We start from the raw sequence: 13,152 nt of genomic DNA, 5'->3' as shown, positions 1-13,152 counted from the left end.
GCCCTGTTCGATGCATGTCAATAGGTCTGGACCTTCTTGCATCAAAGAATTTGAGGCGGGGTCCGACCCAACTCCCCCTGAACCGACAGAAGTCGAACCCTCAGCGCGATCCACCGGTGGCGAGGAAGTGCGCCAGCGGAAGTGTGGCCGCGCCCAACGCCACGGCATCGGGCCCCAGTTCGGCCAGCCCGATCTCGGTCTGCGCGTACGGCCGGCGCAGTGCGTAGGAGGCGGTGGCGGCCCGGATCCTGGGCAGGACGCGGCCGCCGAGGAGCAGTCCGGCCCAGCCGCCGAGGATGATCCGCTCGGGGTTGAAGAGGTTGATCAGGTCGGCGATACCGGCGCCGAGGTAGGCCGCGGCCTCCTCCAGCACCTCGCGCGCCCGCGCCTCGCTCCCGGCGGCCCCTACGATCGCGGCGAACGCGGCCTGCTGGTCCTCACCGACACCGTCCAAGCCGCCCTCCCCGGCACCGTCCGCGCCGCCCGCACCGTCCGCGCCGCCCGCACCGGCTCCGCGCGCCCCGTGCCCGTAGCGGTCCAGCACCGCCTGGGCCCCGACGTACGCCTCCAGACAGCCGACCGCACCGCACCGGCACGCGCGCCCGCCGACCTGGACGACCGTATGCCCCCACTCCCCCGCGCTGCTGGTCGCGCCCCGGTACGGCACCCCCGCGGTCACGATGGCCGCGCCGACGCCGGAGCCGATCAGCGCGATCACCGCGTTGTCCGCGCCGCGGCCCGCCCCGAACCACATCTCGGCCTGCCCCTGCGCGGTGGCGCCGTTGTCGATGAACAGCGGCAGATCGGTGCCGGTACGCAGCAGCCGCTCCAGCGGCACCGCGTCCCGCCCGGCGGTCGGCCCGTGGACGAGGATCTCGTCCCCCTGTTCGACGACGCCTGGGACGCCGACCCCGACGCCGATGACCGCGTCCGGCGAGGCACCGCTCTTGTCGACGACCGCGTCGAGGCCGGTGAGGATGTGGCCGACGACCGGCTCCGGATCCCGCTCCAGCCCTCCGGGCGTCAGCGGATGCTCCCAGCGGGCCAGTTCCGTCAGGGAGAGGTCGAACAGCTCCACGCGGACATGGGTCTCGCCGACGTCGACCCCGATGAGATGACCGCCGCCCGGCGCGACCCGCAGCAGCGTGCGGGGGCGGCCGCCGTCGGACTCGACGGACCCGGCCTCCTCCACCAGTTCGTCGGCGAGCAGTTCGCCGACGACATTGCTGACCGAACCGGAGCTGAGCCCGGTGAGCGTCCCCAGTTCCTGGCGGCTCACCGGGCCCCGGAAGTACAGCTGGCGCAGCAGCGTCGAGCGGTTGCCGCGCCGCAGGTCGCGGACGGTCCGTCGGTTCATCTGACCCATCGGGCTCCTTCCCCCCGGCCCGAACCTACCGGACGCGGCCGCTCTTGACGCCGACTGGTTTCATCGCTTAACTCACGGTCTGAATGAAGTCTCACGCTTCACTTTTTGAACGGTCAAGGGCGGCTTGACGGTCACCGGCGGCTGAGCGGCGCTGCCTCATGACCGCCGTACGGCTCACTACTCCGCGCCCGGGGCCTGGAACAGCGCGAGCAGATCCTCCCGCCCGAACATCCGCGCCGTCTCGACGGCCGACGGCGATCCGGCGCGCGGGTCGGCGCCCTTGGCCAGCAGCACCCGCAACACCTCCGCCTCGCCCTTGAACGCGGCCCCCGCGATGGGGGTCTGACCCCGCTCGTTCACCCGATTGGGGTCGGCGCCGCGCTCGAGCAGGGCCGACACCGTCGCGGGATGGCCGTAGTAGGCCGCGAGCATGAGCAGGGAATCGCCCTTGTCGTTGGTGAGGTTGGCCGGGACGCCCGCGTCCACATAGGCGGCGAGCCTATCGGTGTCACCCTGCCGGGCCAGGTCGAAGACCTTCGCCGCCAGCTGGAGCACCTCCGGGTCGTGGGCGGGCTCGCTCTCGGGGTTCGATTCGGTCATGGCCTGTCGCCTCCGGCTTCGCTACCTGGGTATGTGATCATCCACCCTAAGGACGGCGGCCGACCCACCCGGGCAGGCGGGCACCCCGCCCCGGCGGGCGGTCGGCTCGTAGCGCCACGCCTCCATGGTGATGATTACACCGATAATCCACCCAATTGCACCTTTCGCCCGATGGATACATGCTGTGATCCTGGAACCACTCATGGTGACTGACCGTCCCCCATCAGCCAGGAGACCGTGATGATCCTGTCCATTTCCGGCGTCGTGCTGCTCGGCATCATCGTCTTCATCTTCTTCCGCAAGGACGGCCTGAAGGGGTCGCACGCGGTCATCTGTGCGCTCTTCGGCTTCTATCTCGCGTCCACCGCGATCGCTCCGAGCATCAAGGCGGGCGGCGCGAGCCTCGCCAGCCTCTTGGGTGGGATCAAGATCTGACGTGGGCCGGAGACCGTTCCCCCGCCTCCGTCTCGGCAGCGCCGGGGGCACCCCGCTCGTCCCGCTCGGCCGCGGCCGGGCGTTCGCCCGCAGCACGGCCGACGGCGTCGCCGATGTGCTCCAGCCGCTGGTCGCGCTCTCGCGCGGGTTGCGCGTGCTCGCCACCGCCGGGCGGCGCAAGTGGATGGAGCTGCCGGGCGACCGCCGCGGACCGGTGTTCACCCTCGTGGTCGCCTGCGGCTTCGTCCTTTTCCTGCTCCCGTACGGGCCACTGGCCGCGGCGATCAGCCTGATCGGCGCGGCGGGCTGGGCCGGGCGGGGGCGCGCCGGTGGCGCATCGGAGACGCCCGCCGACGGGACCGAGCGGCTGCGCACGCTCTACGAGGCGCTGGTGCCGTACTTCTCCGCCTCCGAGGACCCCAACCCGCTCTACAGCCACGGCGGCGACTGGTCCGAGGCGTTCGGCTCCTTCGCCTTCGACGAGAGCGGACGGCTCACCCGGCTGCGCCTCCACTACCCCGCGTACTTCACCGACGGCGAGCCCGCGGCCCGCACCCGGATCGAGCAGTTGCTGTACGCGAAGTCGGGACGCGGCCGTGAATATCTGTTCGAGTGGGACGAGGAGGCCAACAACCTCACCCTGACCGTGCTGCCCGCCCTGTCCACCGCGATCCACGCCCAGCGCTTCGTCACCGCGCCCGGCGAGACGGTGCTGGGCTTCACCGACCCCTCGTCGGTGCAGCGGACGCTGCCGGTGCTGGCGGGGCGGGAGACGTGCGGGGAGGGCGAGGAAGGCGAGGAGAGCGCGGAGGGCACGAGGGACGTCGGGCTCAAGAAGGCGGCAGGGGACGGGCCGGAGACCCTTGACGTACCGCCGGTGGTCTGGCGCACCGGCCCGCGCTCGACCGAACCGCATCTGCTCGCGCTCGGCCAGCCCGGAAGCGGCACCACGACCCTGCTGCGCTCCATCGCCCTACAGGCGCTGCCCCATGGCGAGGTGCTGGTGATGGACGGCGGCGGCACCGGCGAGTACGCGTGTCTGAGCGGACGTACGGGGGTGCTGGCGGTGGAGTGCGGGCCGACCGGGATGCTGGCCACGCTGGAGTGGGCGGGCCATGAGACCGAGCGCCGGCTGATCGCCGCCAACCGCGCCCGCCAGCTGCGGCACGCGCCACCGGAGGACATCCAGCGCCCGCTGTGGATCCTGCTGGACCGGCCGTCGGTGATGAGCCATCTCGCGGCGGCGGACGGCCGCACCGATCCGCAGGAGCTCCTGGCCGTGCCGCTGCGGCACGGACGGGCGGCGAACGTACGGGTGGTGGTGGCCGATCAGCTGGACGCCGCGGAGGCGCTGAGCGAGGCCGTACGGAGCCATACCCGGGCCCGGGTGGTGCTGGGCCCGGTCTCGTCCGAGCAGGTCACGGCCGTCCTCGGGGCGCCGCCGCACACCACGCCGACGCCCGAGACGCCTCCGGGCCGCGGCTATGCCCGGCTCGGCGCGGGCCCGGTGCACCGCCTCCAGGTGCCGGCCACGCCCGATCCGTACGACGAGGGGGCCGGCGAGGCCGAGCGGCAGGCGGTGCTCCGGCTGCTCCCGGCCCCGGACCCGGCGGCGCCCCCGGCCCCGGCGCCCGTCGGGGGTTAGCCGGCGGGGGCGGAGCCACCGAGGCCTGGTAGCGCTGCCGCACCGGGGCGCGTTACGGCACGTCAGGCCAACGCCACGATCACAGCCGCGGCCACGGCCACAGCCACAGCCACAGCCACAGCCACAGCCACAGCCACAGCCACAGCACGTTACGGCACGTCAGGCCACATACGTCCGCGGCGCCTCCGCCTCGATCGTGGCGCCCGTGGCCACCAGATCGGCGGCCGAGGCCAGCCGGGTGGCGGCCTTCTCCGCGACCGCTCCCCCGACCGTGAACGGCAGCCGTACGTACCCCTCGAACGCGCCGTCCACCCCGAAGCGGGGCCCGGACGGCACCCGTACCCCCAGCCGGGCGCCCGCCTCGGCGATGCGCGAACCGGAGAGGCCGCCGGTGCGGGCCCAGAGGGTGAGCCCGCCGTGCGGGACGGTGAACTCCCAGTCGGGCAGATGCCGCCGGAGGGCGTCGACGAGCGCGTCGCGGTTGCCGCGCGCGAGCTCCCGGCGGATCTCGATGGCCTCCTCCCAGCCGCCGGTGTTCAGCAGCCAGGCGACGGCGAGCTGTTCGATGACGGGGGTGCCCAGGTCCGCGTAGGCGCGGGCGGCGACCAGGCTGCGGACGACCTCGGGCGCGGCACGCACCCAGCCGATGCGCAGCCCCGCCCAGAAGGTCTTGCTCGCCGAGCCGACGGTGATCACGGTACTGCCCGCCGGGTCGAAGGCGCAGACGGGCCGGGGCAGCTCCACCTCGTCGTCCAGGCGCAGCTCGGCCATGGTCTCGTCGGCGATCAGGACCGTTCCGGCGGAGCGGGCGGCGTCGACGAGCTGGCGGCGCTGGTCCTCGGTGGCGAGGGCGCCGGTGGGGTTGTGGAAGTCGGCGACGACGTAGGCCAGCCGGGGCGCGGCGGCGCTGAGCACCTGGCGCCAGGAGGGGATGTCCCAGCCCGCGAGCCGGTCGGCCATGGCGACGGGGACGAGCCGGGCGCCCGCTTCCCGCATCAGCTGGAGGATGTTGGCGTAGCTGGGCGATTCGACGGCGACCCGCTCCCCGGGCCGGACCATCAGCCGGCAGGCGGCGGCGACGGCCCCCATGGCGCCGGTGGTGACCATGATCTGCTCGGGCATGGTCGGTATGCCGCGGGCGGTGTAGCGGTCGGCGAGCGCCTGGCGCAGGGCGGGCAGCCCGGCGGGGTAGTCGCCGTGGGTGTGGGCGTAGGGCGGCAGTTCGTCGAGGGCGCCGCGCATGGCGCGGGTGAGCCAGGGCTCGGGGGCGGGCAGCGCGGCACAGCCGAGGTCGATCACCGAGGCCGCGGCCTCGGGCGGGAGCGGATCGAGCCCCCGGGTGGGCAGCGGGCTTCCGGCGGGCATGGCGGTCCAGCTCCCGGCGCCGCGCCGGGACTCCAGGAACCCCTCGCCGCGCAGCGCCTCGTAGGCGGCGGCGACGGTGGTGCGGCTGACCGCGAGCGCCGCGGCGAGCTCGCGCTCGGCGGGGAGGCGGGCCGCGACCGGAACCCGGCCCTCCAGGATGAGCAGCCGTACGCCGTCGGCGAGGGAGCGGTAGGCGGGGACGCGGCGGCCCCCGGTCAGTGAGGCCGCGGCCCCGGCGGCGACGCCGTCGCGGGTGTGCTGTGACCCGAGCAGCCGGGCCAGTTGGGGTGCCCCGACAGCGGACGTCCATGGACTCATCGAATGCGGTCCACCTTTCGGAGATTGGCCGTGGAACTGGACTGGTTCCGGGCCACAGAGTGACATGCCGCAGGCCACTCACACCAGGAGCACGCGTTGTCCGACCTTCCACGCCGCCGTCTTCCACGCCGCCTTGCCCAGCTCTACGTGGGGCTGGTGCTCTACGGCGTGTCCATGGGGCTCCAGTTGCGTGCCACGCTCGGTCTCGACCCGTGGGACGCCTTCCACCAGGGCGTCTCCGAGCACACCCCGCTGTCGATCGGCACGGTGACGGTCGTCGTCGGCGTCGCCGCGCTGCTGCTGTGGCTCCCGCTGCGCCAGCGGCCGGGTCTTGGCACGGTGTCGAACGTGCTGGTGATCGGGCCTGTGATGGACGGCACACTGTGGCTGATACCGGAGCCGGAGGCGCTGGCGGTGCGGATTCCGCTGCTGCTCTTCGCGATCGTGCTGTGCGGCGCGGCCACCGGGCTCTACATTTCGGCGCGGTTCGGGCCGGGCCCGCGGGACGGGCTGATGACGGGGCTGAACCGGCGCACCGGGTGGTCGATCCGGCTGGTGCGGACCGGGATCGAGCTGGCAGTGCTGGCCACCGGCTTCGCGCTGGGCGGCTCGGTGGGGGTGGGCACGGTGCTGTTCGCGCTGGTCATCGGGCCGCTGTCGCAGTTCTTCCTGCGTGTCTTCGCGATTCCCGCACCCGCCGGGACGGGCTCTGGGATCGTGGCGCGCGGCGGCGCCGAGAGCCAGGTCCGGGACCTGATTTAGGGCTGGGGCCGTCGGGGCGGTAGTGTACGCCCTTGGCCTACCAGGCGGACCGTTACTGCGCGCTAAAGTACCAGAAACGCTGGGTGACATCTGCTGCCAGATGTGACAAACCGGGCGCCTGTGGGTAGAACAACGGGGCGGCACGACGGGCGACGCATGTCCCAATACGGGAATCTTCACCGCCGACCGGACGTTGACCGGATGACGACGACAGCGACACCTGTCCTGTGGGCGACAAGCCCGGGAGGCACGATTCATGAGTGAGCGAGCTCTTCGCGGCACGCGACTCGTGGTGACCAGCTACGAGACCGACCGCGGCATCGATCTGGCCCCGCGCCAGGCCGTGGAGTACGCATGCCAGAACGGCCATCGATTCGAGATGCCGTTCTCGGTAGAGGCGGAGATCCCGCCGGAGTGGGAGTGCAAGGCGTGCGGCGCCATGGCACTCCTTGTCGACGGCGACGGTCCAGAGGAGAAAAAGGGCAAGCCCGCACGCACGCATTGGGACATGCTCATGGAGCGGCGCACCCGCGAGGAGCTGGAGGAGGTGCTGGCCGAGCGGCTGGCGGTTCTGCGCTCCGGTGCCATGAACATCGCCGTGCATCCGCGGGACACCCGCAAGTCTGCCTGAGCCAAGCGGCAGACTTGAGATAACAACTGAAGTACAAGGGCCGGGGCCACTGCCGAGCAGTGGCCCCGGCCCTTGTGCGCCCTTCGCGCCGGCCGGGCGTGCCTCGGTCTCAGCCCCGGTCGCGGGGCCGCAGTCCGGGGCCCGGCTCTCCGTCGCCGTCCCGGCCCCGGTCGTCGTCCCCGTCCCGTATCACCTCGCCCTGGATGACAGTGCCCTGCTCCGGGCGCTCCTGCCCGTCCCGGTGCTCCCACTGCTCACGGGCCTGGCGGAAGGGGTCGGACGGCGATCCGGGGACGAAGCCCATCCGGCGCGACAGCGCGCTCTCCGCGCGGCGCCGCAGCAGCGCCCGGGTCGGCGGGAACAGGCACACCAGCGCGGCCACGTCCGAGATCAGCCCCGGCACCATGAGCAGCAGCCCGCCGAGCATCGTGAAGGAGCTTCCCGGCCGCGCGGCGGGCTCCTCGGCGCCCGGCCGCATGGACCCGGCCAGACTCTGCCACGCCCGGCGGCCACCGCGCTTGACCACGGCCCCGCCCACCACCACGCCCGCGACCAGCAGCAGGAAGACGGTCAGCCCGCCGGCGACGTCCGCCACCAGGGTCAGCAGCCAGATCTCCAGCACCAGCCAGGCGGCGATCCCCAGCGGTACGAAGGTGCGGGCGCGTGAGCGCTTCGGGCGGGTCGGGTCGCTCTGCTGCGATGCGCCGGTCATCATGCCTCCAAGTGTGCCCGGCCCCGTGACCGATACGGAGCGCGGGTCGCACGGCCAAGGGGCTCGAGGGGATCTCATCGGTTCCAACGCGCGAGGGGTCCCAGAGGGTCCAGGAGTCCTTGATGAGAGTCCTCGATGTGAGTCCTTGAGGAGAGTCCTTGAGGAGAACGGGCGGAATCCGCGAGAACGCGAGGTATCGGCGGCGGCGGGCCGGGTACCCGCCGCCGACGGAGGTGTCGAATGACGGCTGTGCTGGAGGTCCTCGTGTGGTGGGCGGCGCTGACCGGGATCTGGCTGGTGCTGATCAGCACCGTGGACCCCCTGGAGCTCCTGGTCGGGTCGGCCTCCGCGCTGGCCGCCGCCATGCTCGCGCGCGCCGGGCGCCGGGCGGTGGCGGACCGGTGAGCACCTCGGACGGCTGGCTGGCGGCGGCGCTGGTGCCGCTGCTCGCGCTCGTACCGGTGCTGTGGCGGATCGCCTACGGCTCGCCGAAGGACCGGCTGATCGGCCAGAACCTCACCTCGCTGCTGGCCGGTCTGGTGCTGCTGCTGGCCGCGCGGGGCTTCCACCGGACCTCGTACAACGATGTGGCGCTGGTGGTCAGCGTGCTCGGGCCCACCGGCACGCTGATCTACGCCCGCTTCCTGGACGTCCTGCCCGACTCCCGGCTGGTGCGCTGGACGGCGCTGGCGGGGGTGCCCGCCACGGTGCTGCCGCTGTGCGTGGCGACCGGGCCCGGCCGGGCCATGGTGAAGCTGCTGCTGATCGGCGCGCTGCTGATCGCGGGCAGCGTGGTGACCAGCGGCCGCGGCGGTAAGGGGGGTGTCACGGCATGACCGATGTGCTGATCGTCGTGGCGCTGCTGCTGGTCGCGGGCGCCGCCACCGCCGCCGTGCTCAACCGGGACCCGGTGCGGCAGGCGCTGGTGCTGTCCTTCCTCGGGCTGACGCTGGCCCTGCTGTTCACCTTCCTCCAGGCGCCGGACGTCGCGCTCTCGCAGCTCGCCGTCGGCTCCGCGGTGACGCCCCTGATGATCCTGCTGACCGTGCGCAAGGTGCGGCGCCGCCCGGGGAGCGGCGGCGACGGCGCGGACAAGCCGGCGGGCCGGGAGCGATGAGCTCCCGGGTCCGGCTGTGGGTCTTCCTGGTGGGCGCCGCCGGGTTCGCCGCGCTGTTCGCCGCGGCCTGCTTCGATCTGCCGGCGTTCGGCACCGTCCCTCATCCGTACGGCGTCCGGGCCGTGCACGCCGCCCTGAGCCATCACACGGCCAATGTCATCGCGTCCGTCAACTTCGATCTGCGCGCCTTCGACACGCTCGGCGAGGAGAGCATCCTCTTCTCGGCCGTCATCGGCACCGTGGTGCTGCTCCGCCAGGCCCGGGACGAGCACCGCAAGGATCCCGAACCCGCCACGGTCCATCCCCCGGTGCGCCGGTTCGCGCTGCTGACGCTGCCGTTCGCGCTGCTGGTGGGCCTCTATGTGATCGCGCACGGCCAGGTCAGTCCGGGCGGCGGCTTCCAGGGCGGGGTGGTCACCGCCACCGCGCTGCATCTGCTCTACATCGCCGCCGACTACCGGGCCCTGGAGCGGGTCCGCCCGCTGACGCTCTACGAGATCGGGGAGGCCGCCGGGGAGGCCGCGTACGTGATCACCGGATTCGCGGCCGTCCTCGCGGGGTCGGCGTTCCTGACCAACGTCCTGCCCTTCGGCACCCTCGCGACCCTGTCCTCCGGCGGCACGGCGATGGTGCTCAACGCGGCCGTCGGCCTGGAGGTCACCAGCGGGATCGTGGTCCTGCTGGCCCGATTCCTGGACCAGGCGGTGGAGATCGAGGACCCCGGGGAAGACGACGGGAGCCCGCGGCACACGGGAGGCGGCGGGGGCAACGGAGACGACGAGAGGGAGCCAGCGTGACGGTCCTGCCGTATCTGGTCGCCGGATGGATCTTTCTGATCGGTGTGTACGGGCTGGTGACCAGCCGGGACCTCATCCATGCCGTGGGATGTCTGGCCGTCACCCAGTCCTCCACCTATGTGCTGCTGCTCGCCGTCGGCTACCGGAACGGCGGCACCGCCCCGGTCTTCGCCGACGCGCCCACGAACAGCCGCGTGGTCGACCCGGTCGTCCAGGCGCTCGCCCTCACCGACATCGTGGTCGGCGCGACCGTGACCGCGCTGCTGCTCGCGCTCGTCGTCCAGCTCCGCAAACGTCATGGCACGGTCGACCCGGACGCCCTGTCCGAGCTGAAGGGCTGACCGGGTGGACACCGCGCGACTGCTGCCGCTGGTGGTGGCGGTGCCGCTGCTGGGCGCGGCGGTGCTGGTGGCCACCGGACGGCGGCTGCCCCGGCTGGTCTCCGACATCGTGGGCTGCGCCTTCGCCGCCGCCACCGCCGCCACGGCGCTCCTGGTGCTGTTCCGGGCCGGTCGTCCCGGACCGGGGACGTATCCGGTGGAGTGGGTGGGCGGCTGGCGGCGGGTGGGCATCGTGCTGGTCGGCGATCCGCTGGGGGCCGGGCTCGCGGCGCTGGTCTCGCTGCTCGTCGTCGCCGTCCTCGTCTACTCCTGGCGCTACTTCGAGGAGCCGCCGCGCCGTCACACCGGCTCCTTCCCCGCGCTGATCCTGGTGTTCCAGGCGGGCATGTGCGGTTTCGCGCTGACCGGCGACCTGTTCAACGCCTTCGTCTTCTTCGAGCTGATGGGCGTGGTCGCCTACGCGCTGACCGGCTTCCGGGTCGAGGAGCCCAAACCGCTGCAGGGCGCGCTGGCCTTCGGGGTGGTGAACTCCCTCGGCGGCTACGTCACCTTGCTGGGCATCACACTGCTGTACGCGCGCACCGGGGAGCTGGGGTTCGCCCAGATCGGGCGGAGGCTGGACACGGACGGGCCGGACGGGCTGGTGCTCGCCGCGTTCGTCCTGGTGACCACCGGGCTGCTGGTGAAGGCGGCCGCCGTTCCGTTCCACTTCTGGCTGCCCGACGCACACGCGGTCGCGCCGACACCCGTGTGCATGCTGCTGTCCGGGGTGATGGTGGAGCTCGGTGTCTACGGGGTCGCCCGGGTCTACTGGACGGTCTTCTCAGGGCCCGGAGGGCTCTCCCACCCCGACTTCACCCGCGCCCTGCTGGTGCTGGGCGTCCTCACGGCGCTGCTGGGCGCGGTGATGTGCTGGCAGCAGCGCCATCTCAAACGGCTGCTGGCGTTCTCGACCGTGGCCCACACCGGGCTGTTCCTGATCGGCGTCGCCGTGCTGACCCCCGAGGGGATCTCGGGGACGGCGCTGTACGTGCTGGGCCACGCGGGTGTGAAGGCGGCGCTCTTCGCCTGCGCCGGGGTGCTGCTGGACCGGTACGCGACCGTGGACGAGTACGAGCTGTTCGGGCGGGCCCGGGAGCTGCCGGCGGTCGGCGTGCTGTTCGCGGTGGGCGGGCTGGCCCTGTGCGGGCTGCCGCCGTTCGGCTCCGGGCTCGGCAAGGCCGCCGCGGAGGAGGCCGCGGGGCACACCGCCGGATGGCTGCCCGCGCTCTACGTGCTGGTGTCGGCGGTGACCGGGGGCGCGGTGCTGCGCGCCGGGCTGCGGATCTTCGCCGGAGTGGGCCGGCGGCCCCGGGACGAGGAGGAGGGCGGCCCGGAGACCACCGGCGAGGAGGAGCCCGAGACCCGCGGCCGCCTCCTGCGCATCCCGGTGCCGCTGCTGGCGGTGCCCGCCGCGCTGCTGGCCGCGTCGCTGGCCCTCGGGGTGATCCCGGCCGTCGGGTCCGCGGTCGGCCGGGCCGGGGCGCTGTTCACCGACACCGGCGGCTACCGCCGGACGGTCCTCGACGGACATGCCACGGCCGCCCCGGCGCATCCGCCACCGCACTGGCAGCTGACCGGGATCCTGCTCGGGCTGCTCTCCGCGGCCCTCGCCATCACCCTGGCCACACTGGCGGTACGGCGGCCGGTCCACACCGGGACGGCCGCGCTACTCGCGCCCGTACGACGACTGCAGTCCGGGCATATCGGCGATTACGTCGCCTGGCTGATCGCCGGGACGGCGCTGCTCACGCTGCTGACCGTCCCGGGGGTCCGCTGAGCCGACGGGACCGGGCACGCCCGGTCCCCCAGGTCAGTGGTCAGCGGTGGCGCAGTGCCGAGATCAGCTGGCTCTTGGACATCTGGGATCTGCCCTCGATGCCCGCCTTCTGGGCCTCGCGGTACAGATCCTCCTTGGTCCGCGTCTCCATGCCGCCCGACTTGGCGCCCCCGCGGGCCGCCATGCGGCGCCCCGACGTCTTCCCGCTCTTGGCGGTCGCTTTAGCCATGTTCCGCCTCCTTCCGCCTCAAGTGTCCGGTACGGGGCGGAACATCGCTCGCGGGACTACTCCGAGCGCGGAGTGCGGCCCGGCCTCGGGGACCGGAGAACCGGGCCCGGGGTCCGGGATCCGGGCCTAGGACTCCTTGGAATCCTTGCGGCCCAGCACCTTGTTGACCCGCGAGCCCACGCCCCAGGACATCACCCGCCAGGCGGCCTCCGTGACGATGTCGCGGCTCATCTTGCTCTCGCCGCGCTCGCGTTCGATGAAGGTGACCGGGACCTCGATGACGTGGAAGCCCGCCTTGATGGCCCGCCAGGCCAGGTCGATCTGGAAGCAGTAGCCCTGGGAGGCGACCTCGTCCATGCCGATGCCCTCGAGCGTCTCCTTGCGGAACGCCCGGTAGCCCGCCGTCATGTCGCGGATCGGGACATCGAGGAGCAGGCGGGAGTAGGTGCTGCCGCCCCGGGAGATGAACTCGCGGGACTTGGGCCAGTTGACGATGCGGCCGCCGGGCACCCAGCGGGAGCCGATCACCAGATCCGCGCCCTTGAGCGCGGTGAGCAGCCGGGGCAGCTCCTCGGGCTGGTGCGAGCCGTCGGCGTCCATCTCCACCAGCACGCCGTAGCCGTGCTCGATGCCCCAGCGGAACCCGGCCAGATAGGCGGCGCCGAGGCCCTCCTTGCCCTTGCGGTGCAAGACCTTGACGTGGTCGTCCTCCGCGGCCAGCTCATCGGCGACCTTGCCCGTGCCGTCCGGGCTGTTGTCGTCCGCTACGAGGACGTGCGCGTCCGGCACCGACTCCCGGACCCGCGCGACGATCGGCTTGATGTTCTCCGCCTCGTTGTAGGTCGGGATGATCACCAAGGTCGTACCGAGCGGACCGTACTTCCGCCGGCCACCGTCGTCCTGGCCCTCGTTGCTACGGCGCGGCTCCTCGGCCTCGGCGCCGGCCTCCTCGGCCTTCGCGCTCGGCTCGTCGGCCTTGGTGCCAGGCTCCTCGGCCTCGCGTGCGTCGCTCACG

16 protein-coding genes are annotated in these 13,152 nt (G+C 72.7%); 10 read left to right on the top strand and 6 right to left on the bottom strand.

The genetic code is table 11. The annotated features are described in order from the left end of the window. Positions 1-100 precede the first annotated feature (100 nt). Positions 101-1,366: an ROK family transcriptional regulator gene (locus J2Z30_RS34805; protein WP_044568418.1), complete on the bottom strand. Its 1,266-nt coding sequence runs from the start codon at positions 1,364-1,366 to the stop codon at positions 101-103. Positions 1,367-1,543: 177 nt separating this feature from the next. Then, positions 1,544-1,966 (bottom strand): ankyrin repeat domain-containing protein, encoded by a 423-nt coding sequence (locus J2Z30_RS34800; protein WP_044568419.1) that lies wholly within the window; start codon positions 1,964-1,966, stop codon positions 1,544-1,546. Between the two features lie 240 nt (positions 1,967-2,206). On the opposite strand from J2Z30_RS34800, the gene J2Z30_RS34795 reads away from it, so the two are divergent. Next, a complete protein-coding gene (locus tag J2Z30_RS34795) occupies positions 2,207-2,401 on the top strand; it encodes a hypothetical protein (protein WP_020866907.1) in 195 nt (64 codons plus the stop codon). A gap of 1 nt (position 2,402) precedes the next feature. Continuing rightward, positions 2,403-4,046, top strand: a complete 1,644-nt coding sequence (locus J2Z30_RS34790) for a membrane protein (protein ID WP_044568420.1) — start codon at positions 2,403-2,405, stop codon at positions 4,044-4,046. A gap of 159 nt (positions 4,047-4,205) precedes the next feature. Here J2Z30_RS34790 and J2Z30_RS34785 read toward each other — a convergent pair whose 3' ends face one another. Further along, the gene (locus J2Z30_RS34785; RefSeq protein ID WP_044568421.1) at positions 4,206-5,729 is read right to left on the bottom strand and encodes an SCO1417 family PLP biosynthesis transcription factor; all 1,524 of its coding nucleotides are present in this window, start codon (positions 5,727-5,729) and stop codon (positions 4,206-4,208) included. Between the two features lie 96 nt (positions 5,730-5,825). On the opposite strand from J2Z30_RS34785, the gene yczE reads away from it, so the two are divergent. Then, entirely contained in the window at positions 5,826-6,491 is a 666-nt protein-coding gene (gene yczE, locus J2Z30_RS34780) for a membrane protein YczE (RefSeq protein ID WP_044568422.1), read from the top strand. Between the two features lie 256 nt (positions 6,492-6,747). Continuing rightward, positions 6,748-7,122, top strand: coding sequence for an RNA polymerase-binding protein RbpA (locus J2Z30_RS34775; protein ID WP_014056358.1), 375 nt, complete (start codon positions 6,748-6,750; stop codon positions 7,120-7,122). 109 nt (positions 7,123-7,231) lie between these two features. Here J2Z30_RS34775 and fxsA read toward each other — a convergent pair whose 3' ends face one another. After that, a complete protein-coding gene (fxsA, locus tag J2Z30_RS34770) occupies positions 7,232-7,837 on the bottom strand; it encodes an FxsA family membrane protein (RefSeq protein ID WP_044568423.1) in 606 nt (201 codons plus the stop codon). A gap of 237 nt (positions 7,838-8,074) precedes the next feature. On the opposite strand from fxsA, the gene J2Z30_RS34765 reads away from it, so the two are divergent. The 6 genes from J2Z30_RS34765 to J2Z30_RS34740 are packed head-to-tail and all read left to right on the top strand — an operon-like array spanning position 8,075 to position 11,908. Continuing rightward, positions 8,075-8,239: a hypothetical protein gene (locus J2Z30_RS34765; RefSeq protein WP_209468959.1), complete on the top strand. Its 165-nt coding sequence runs from the start codon at positions 8,075-8,077 to the stop codon at positions 8,237-8,239. After that, entirely contained in the window at positions 8,236-8,670 is a 435-nt protein-coding gene (locus J2Z30_RS34760) for an MrpF/PhaF family protein (protein ID WP_044568424.1), read from the top strand. Before J2Z30_RS34765 ends, J2Z30_RS34760 begins: the two co-directional genes overlap by 4 nt. Continuing rightward, positions 8,667-8,951, top strand: a complete 285-nt coding sequence (locus J2Z30_RS34755) for a Na(+)/H(+) antiporter subunit B (RefSeq protein WP_044568426.1) — start codon at positions 8,667-8,669, stop codon at positions 8,949-8,951. The genes J2Z30_RS34760 and J2Z30_RS34755 overlap by 4 nt, the downstream gene beginning before the upstream one ends. Beyond that, positions 8,948-9,748 (top strand): MnhB domain-containing protein, encoded by an 801-nt coding sequence (locus J2Z30_RS34750; RefSeq protein WP_044568428.1) that lies wholly within the window; start codon positions 8,948-8,950, stop codon positions 9,746-9,748. The genes J2Z30_RS34755 and J2Z30_RS34750 overlap by 4 nt, the downstream gene beginning before the upstream one ends. Continuing rightward, on the top strand, positions 9,745-10,089 hold the full coding sequence (locus J2Z30_RS34745) for a sodium:proton antiporter (protein ID WP_044568430.1): 345 nt from the start codon (positions 9,745-9,747) through the stop codon (positions 10,087-10,089). The genes J2Z30_RS34750 and J2Z30_RS34745 overlap by 4 nt, the downstream gene beginning before the upstream one ends. A gap of 4 nt (positions 10,090-10,093) precedes the next feature. After that, positions 10,094-11,908, top strand: a complete 1,815-nt coding sequence (locus J2Z30_RS34740) for a complex I subunit 5 family protein (protein ID WP_044568431.1) — start codon at positions 10,094-10,096, stop codon at positions 11,906-11,908. Positions 11,909-11,948: 40 nt separating this feature from the next. On the opposite strand, the gene J2Z30_RS34735 is transcribed toward J2Z30_RS34740, so the two are convergent. Together J2Z30_RS34735 and J2Z30_RS34730 are read right to left on the bottom strand one after the other, a co-directional pair. Continuing rightward, positions 11,949-12,137 carry a Rho termination factor N-terminal domain-containing protein gene (locus J2Z30_RS34735; RefSeq protein ID WP_020866919.1) on the bottom strand — a complete coding sequence of 63 codons (189 nt, stop codon included), beginning with the start codon at positions 12,135-12,137 and terminating at the stop codon, positions 11,949-11,951. A gap of 126 nt (positions 12,138-12,263) precedes the next feature. Continuing rightward, positions 12,264-12,995 (bottom strand): polyprenol monophosphomannose synthase, encoded by a 732-nt coding sequence (locus J2Z30_RS34730; protein ID WP_044581066.1) that lies wholly within the window; start codon positions 12,993-12,995, stop codon positions 12,264-12,266. Positions 12,996-13,152: the final 157 nt, after the last annotated feature.

Origin of the sequence: Streptomyces iranensis (genome assembly GCF_017874715.1) — a bacterium.
Taxonomy (GTDB): Bacteria; Actinomycetota; Actinomycetes; order Streptomycetales; family Streptomycetaceae; genus Streptomyces; species Streptomyces iranensis.
The sequence above is the reverse complement of the archived record's forward strand: the minus strand, read 5'-3'. Positions and strand labels throughout refer to the sequence as shown.

Coding starts and splice junctions, on each gene's coding strand:
- J2Z30_RS34765 (WP_209468959.1), top strand. CDS start 8,075: ATGACGGCTGTGCTGGAGGTCCTCGTGTGGTGGGCGGCGCTGACCGGG.
- fxsA (WP_044568423.1), bottom strand. CDS start 7,837: ATGATGACCGGCGCATCGCAGCAGAGCGACCCGACCCGCCCGAAGCGC.
- J2Z30_RS34785 (WP_044568421.1), bottom strand. CDS start 5,729: ATGAGTCCATGGACGTCCGCTGTCGGGGCACCCCAACTGGCCCGGCTG.
- J2Z30_RS34795 (WP_020866907.1), top strand. CDS start 2,207: ATGATCCTGTCCATTTCCGGCGTCGTGCTGCTCGGCATCATCGTCTTC.
- J2Z30_RS34805 (WP_044568418.1), bottom strand. CDS start 1,366: ATGGGTCAGATGAACCGACGGACCGTCCGCGACCTGCGGCGCGGCAAC.
- J2Z30_RS34755 (WP_044568426.1), top strand. CDS start 8,667: ATGACCGATGTGCTGATCGTCGTGGCGCTGCTGCTGGTCGCGGGCGCC.
- J2Z30_RS34735 (WP_020866919.1), bottom strand. CDS start 12,137: ATGGCTAAAGCGACCGCCAAGAGCGGGAAGACGTCGGGGCGCCGCATG.
- J2Z30_RS34800 (WP_044568419.1), bottom strand. CDS start 1,966: ATGACCGAATCGAACCCCGAGAGCGAGCCCGCCCACGACCCGGAGGTG.
- J2Z30_RS34750 (WP_044568428.1), top strand. CDS start 8,948: ATGAGCTCCCGGGTCCGGCTGTGGGTCTTCCTGGTGGGCGCCGCCGGG.
- J2Z30_RS34775 (WP_014056358.1), top strand. CDS start 6,748: ATGAGTGAGCGAGCTCTTCGCGGCACGCGACTCGTGGTGACCAGCTAC.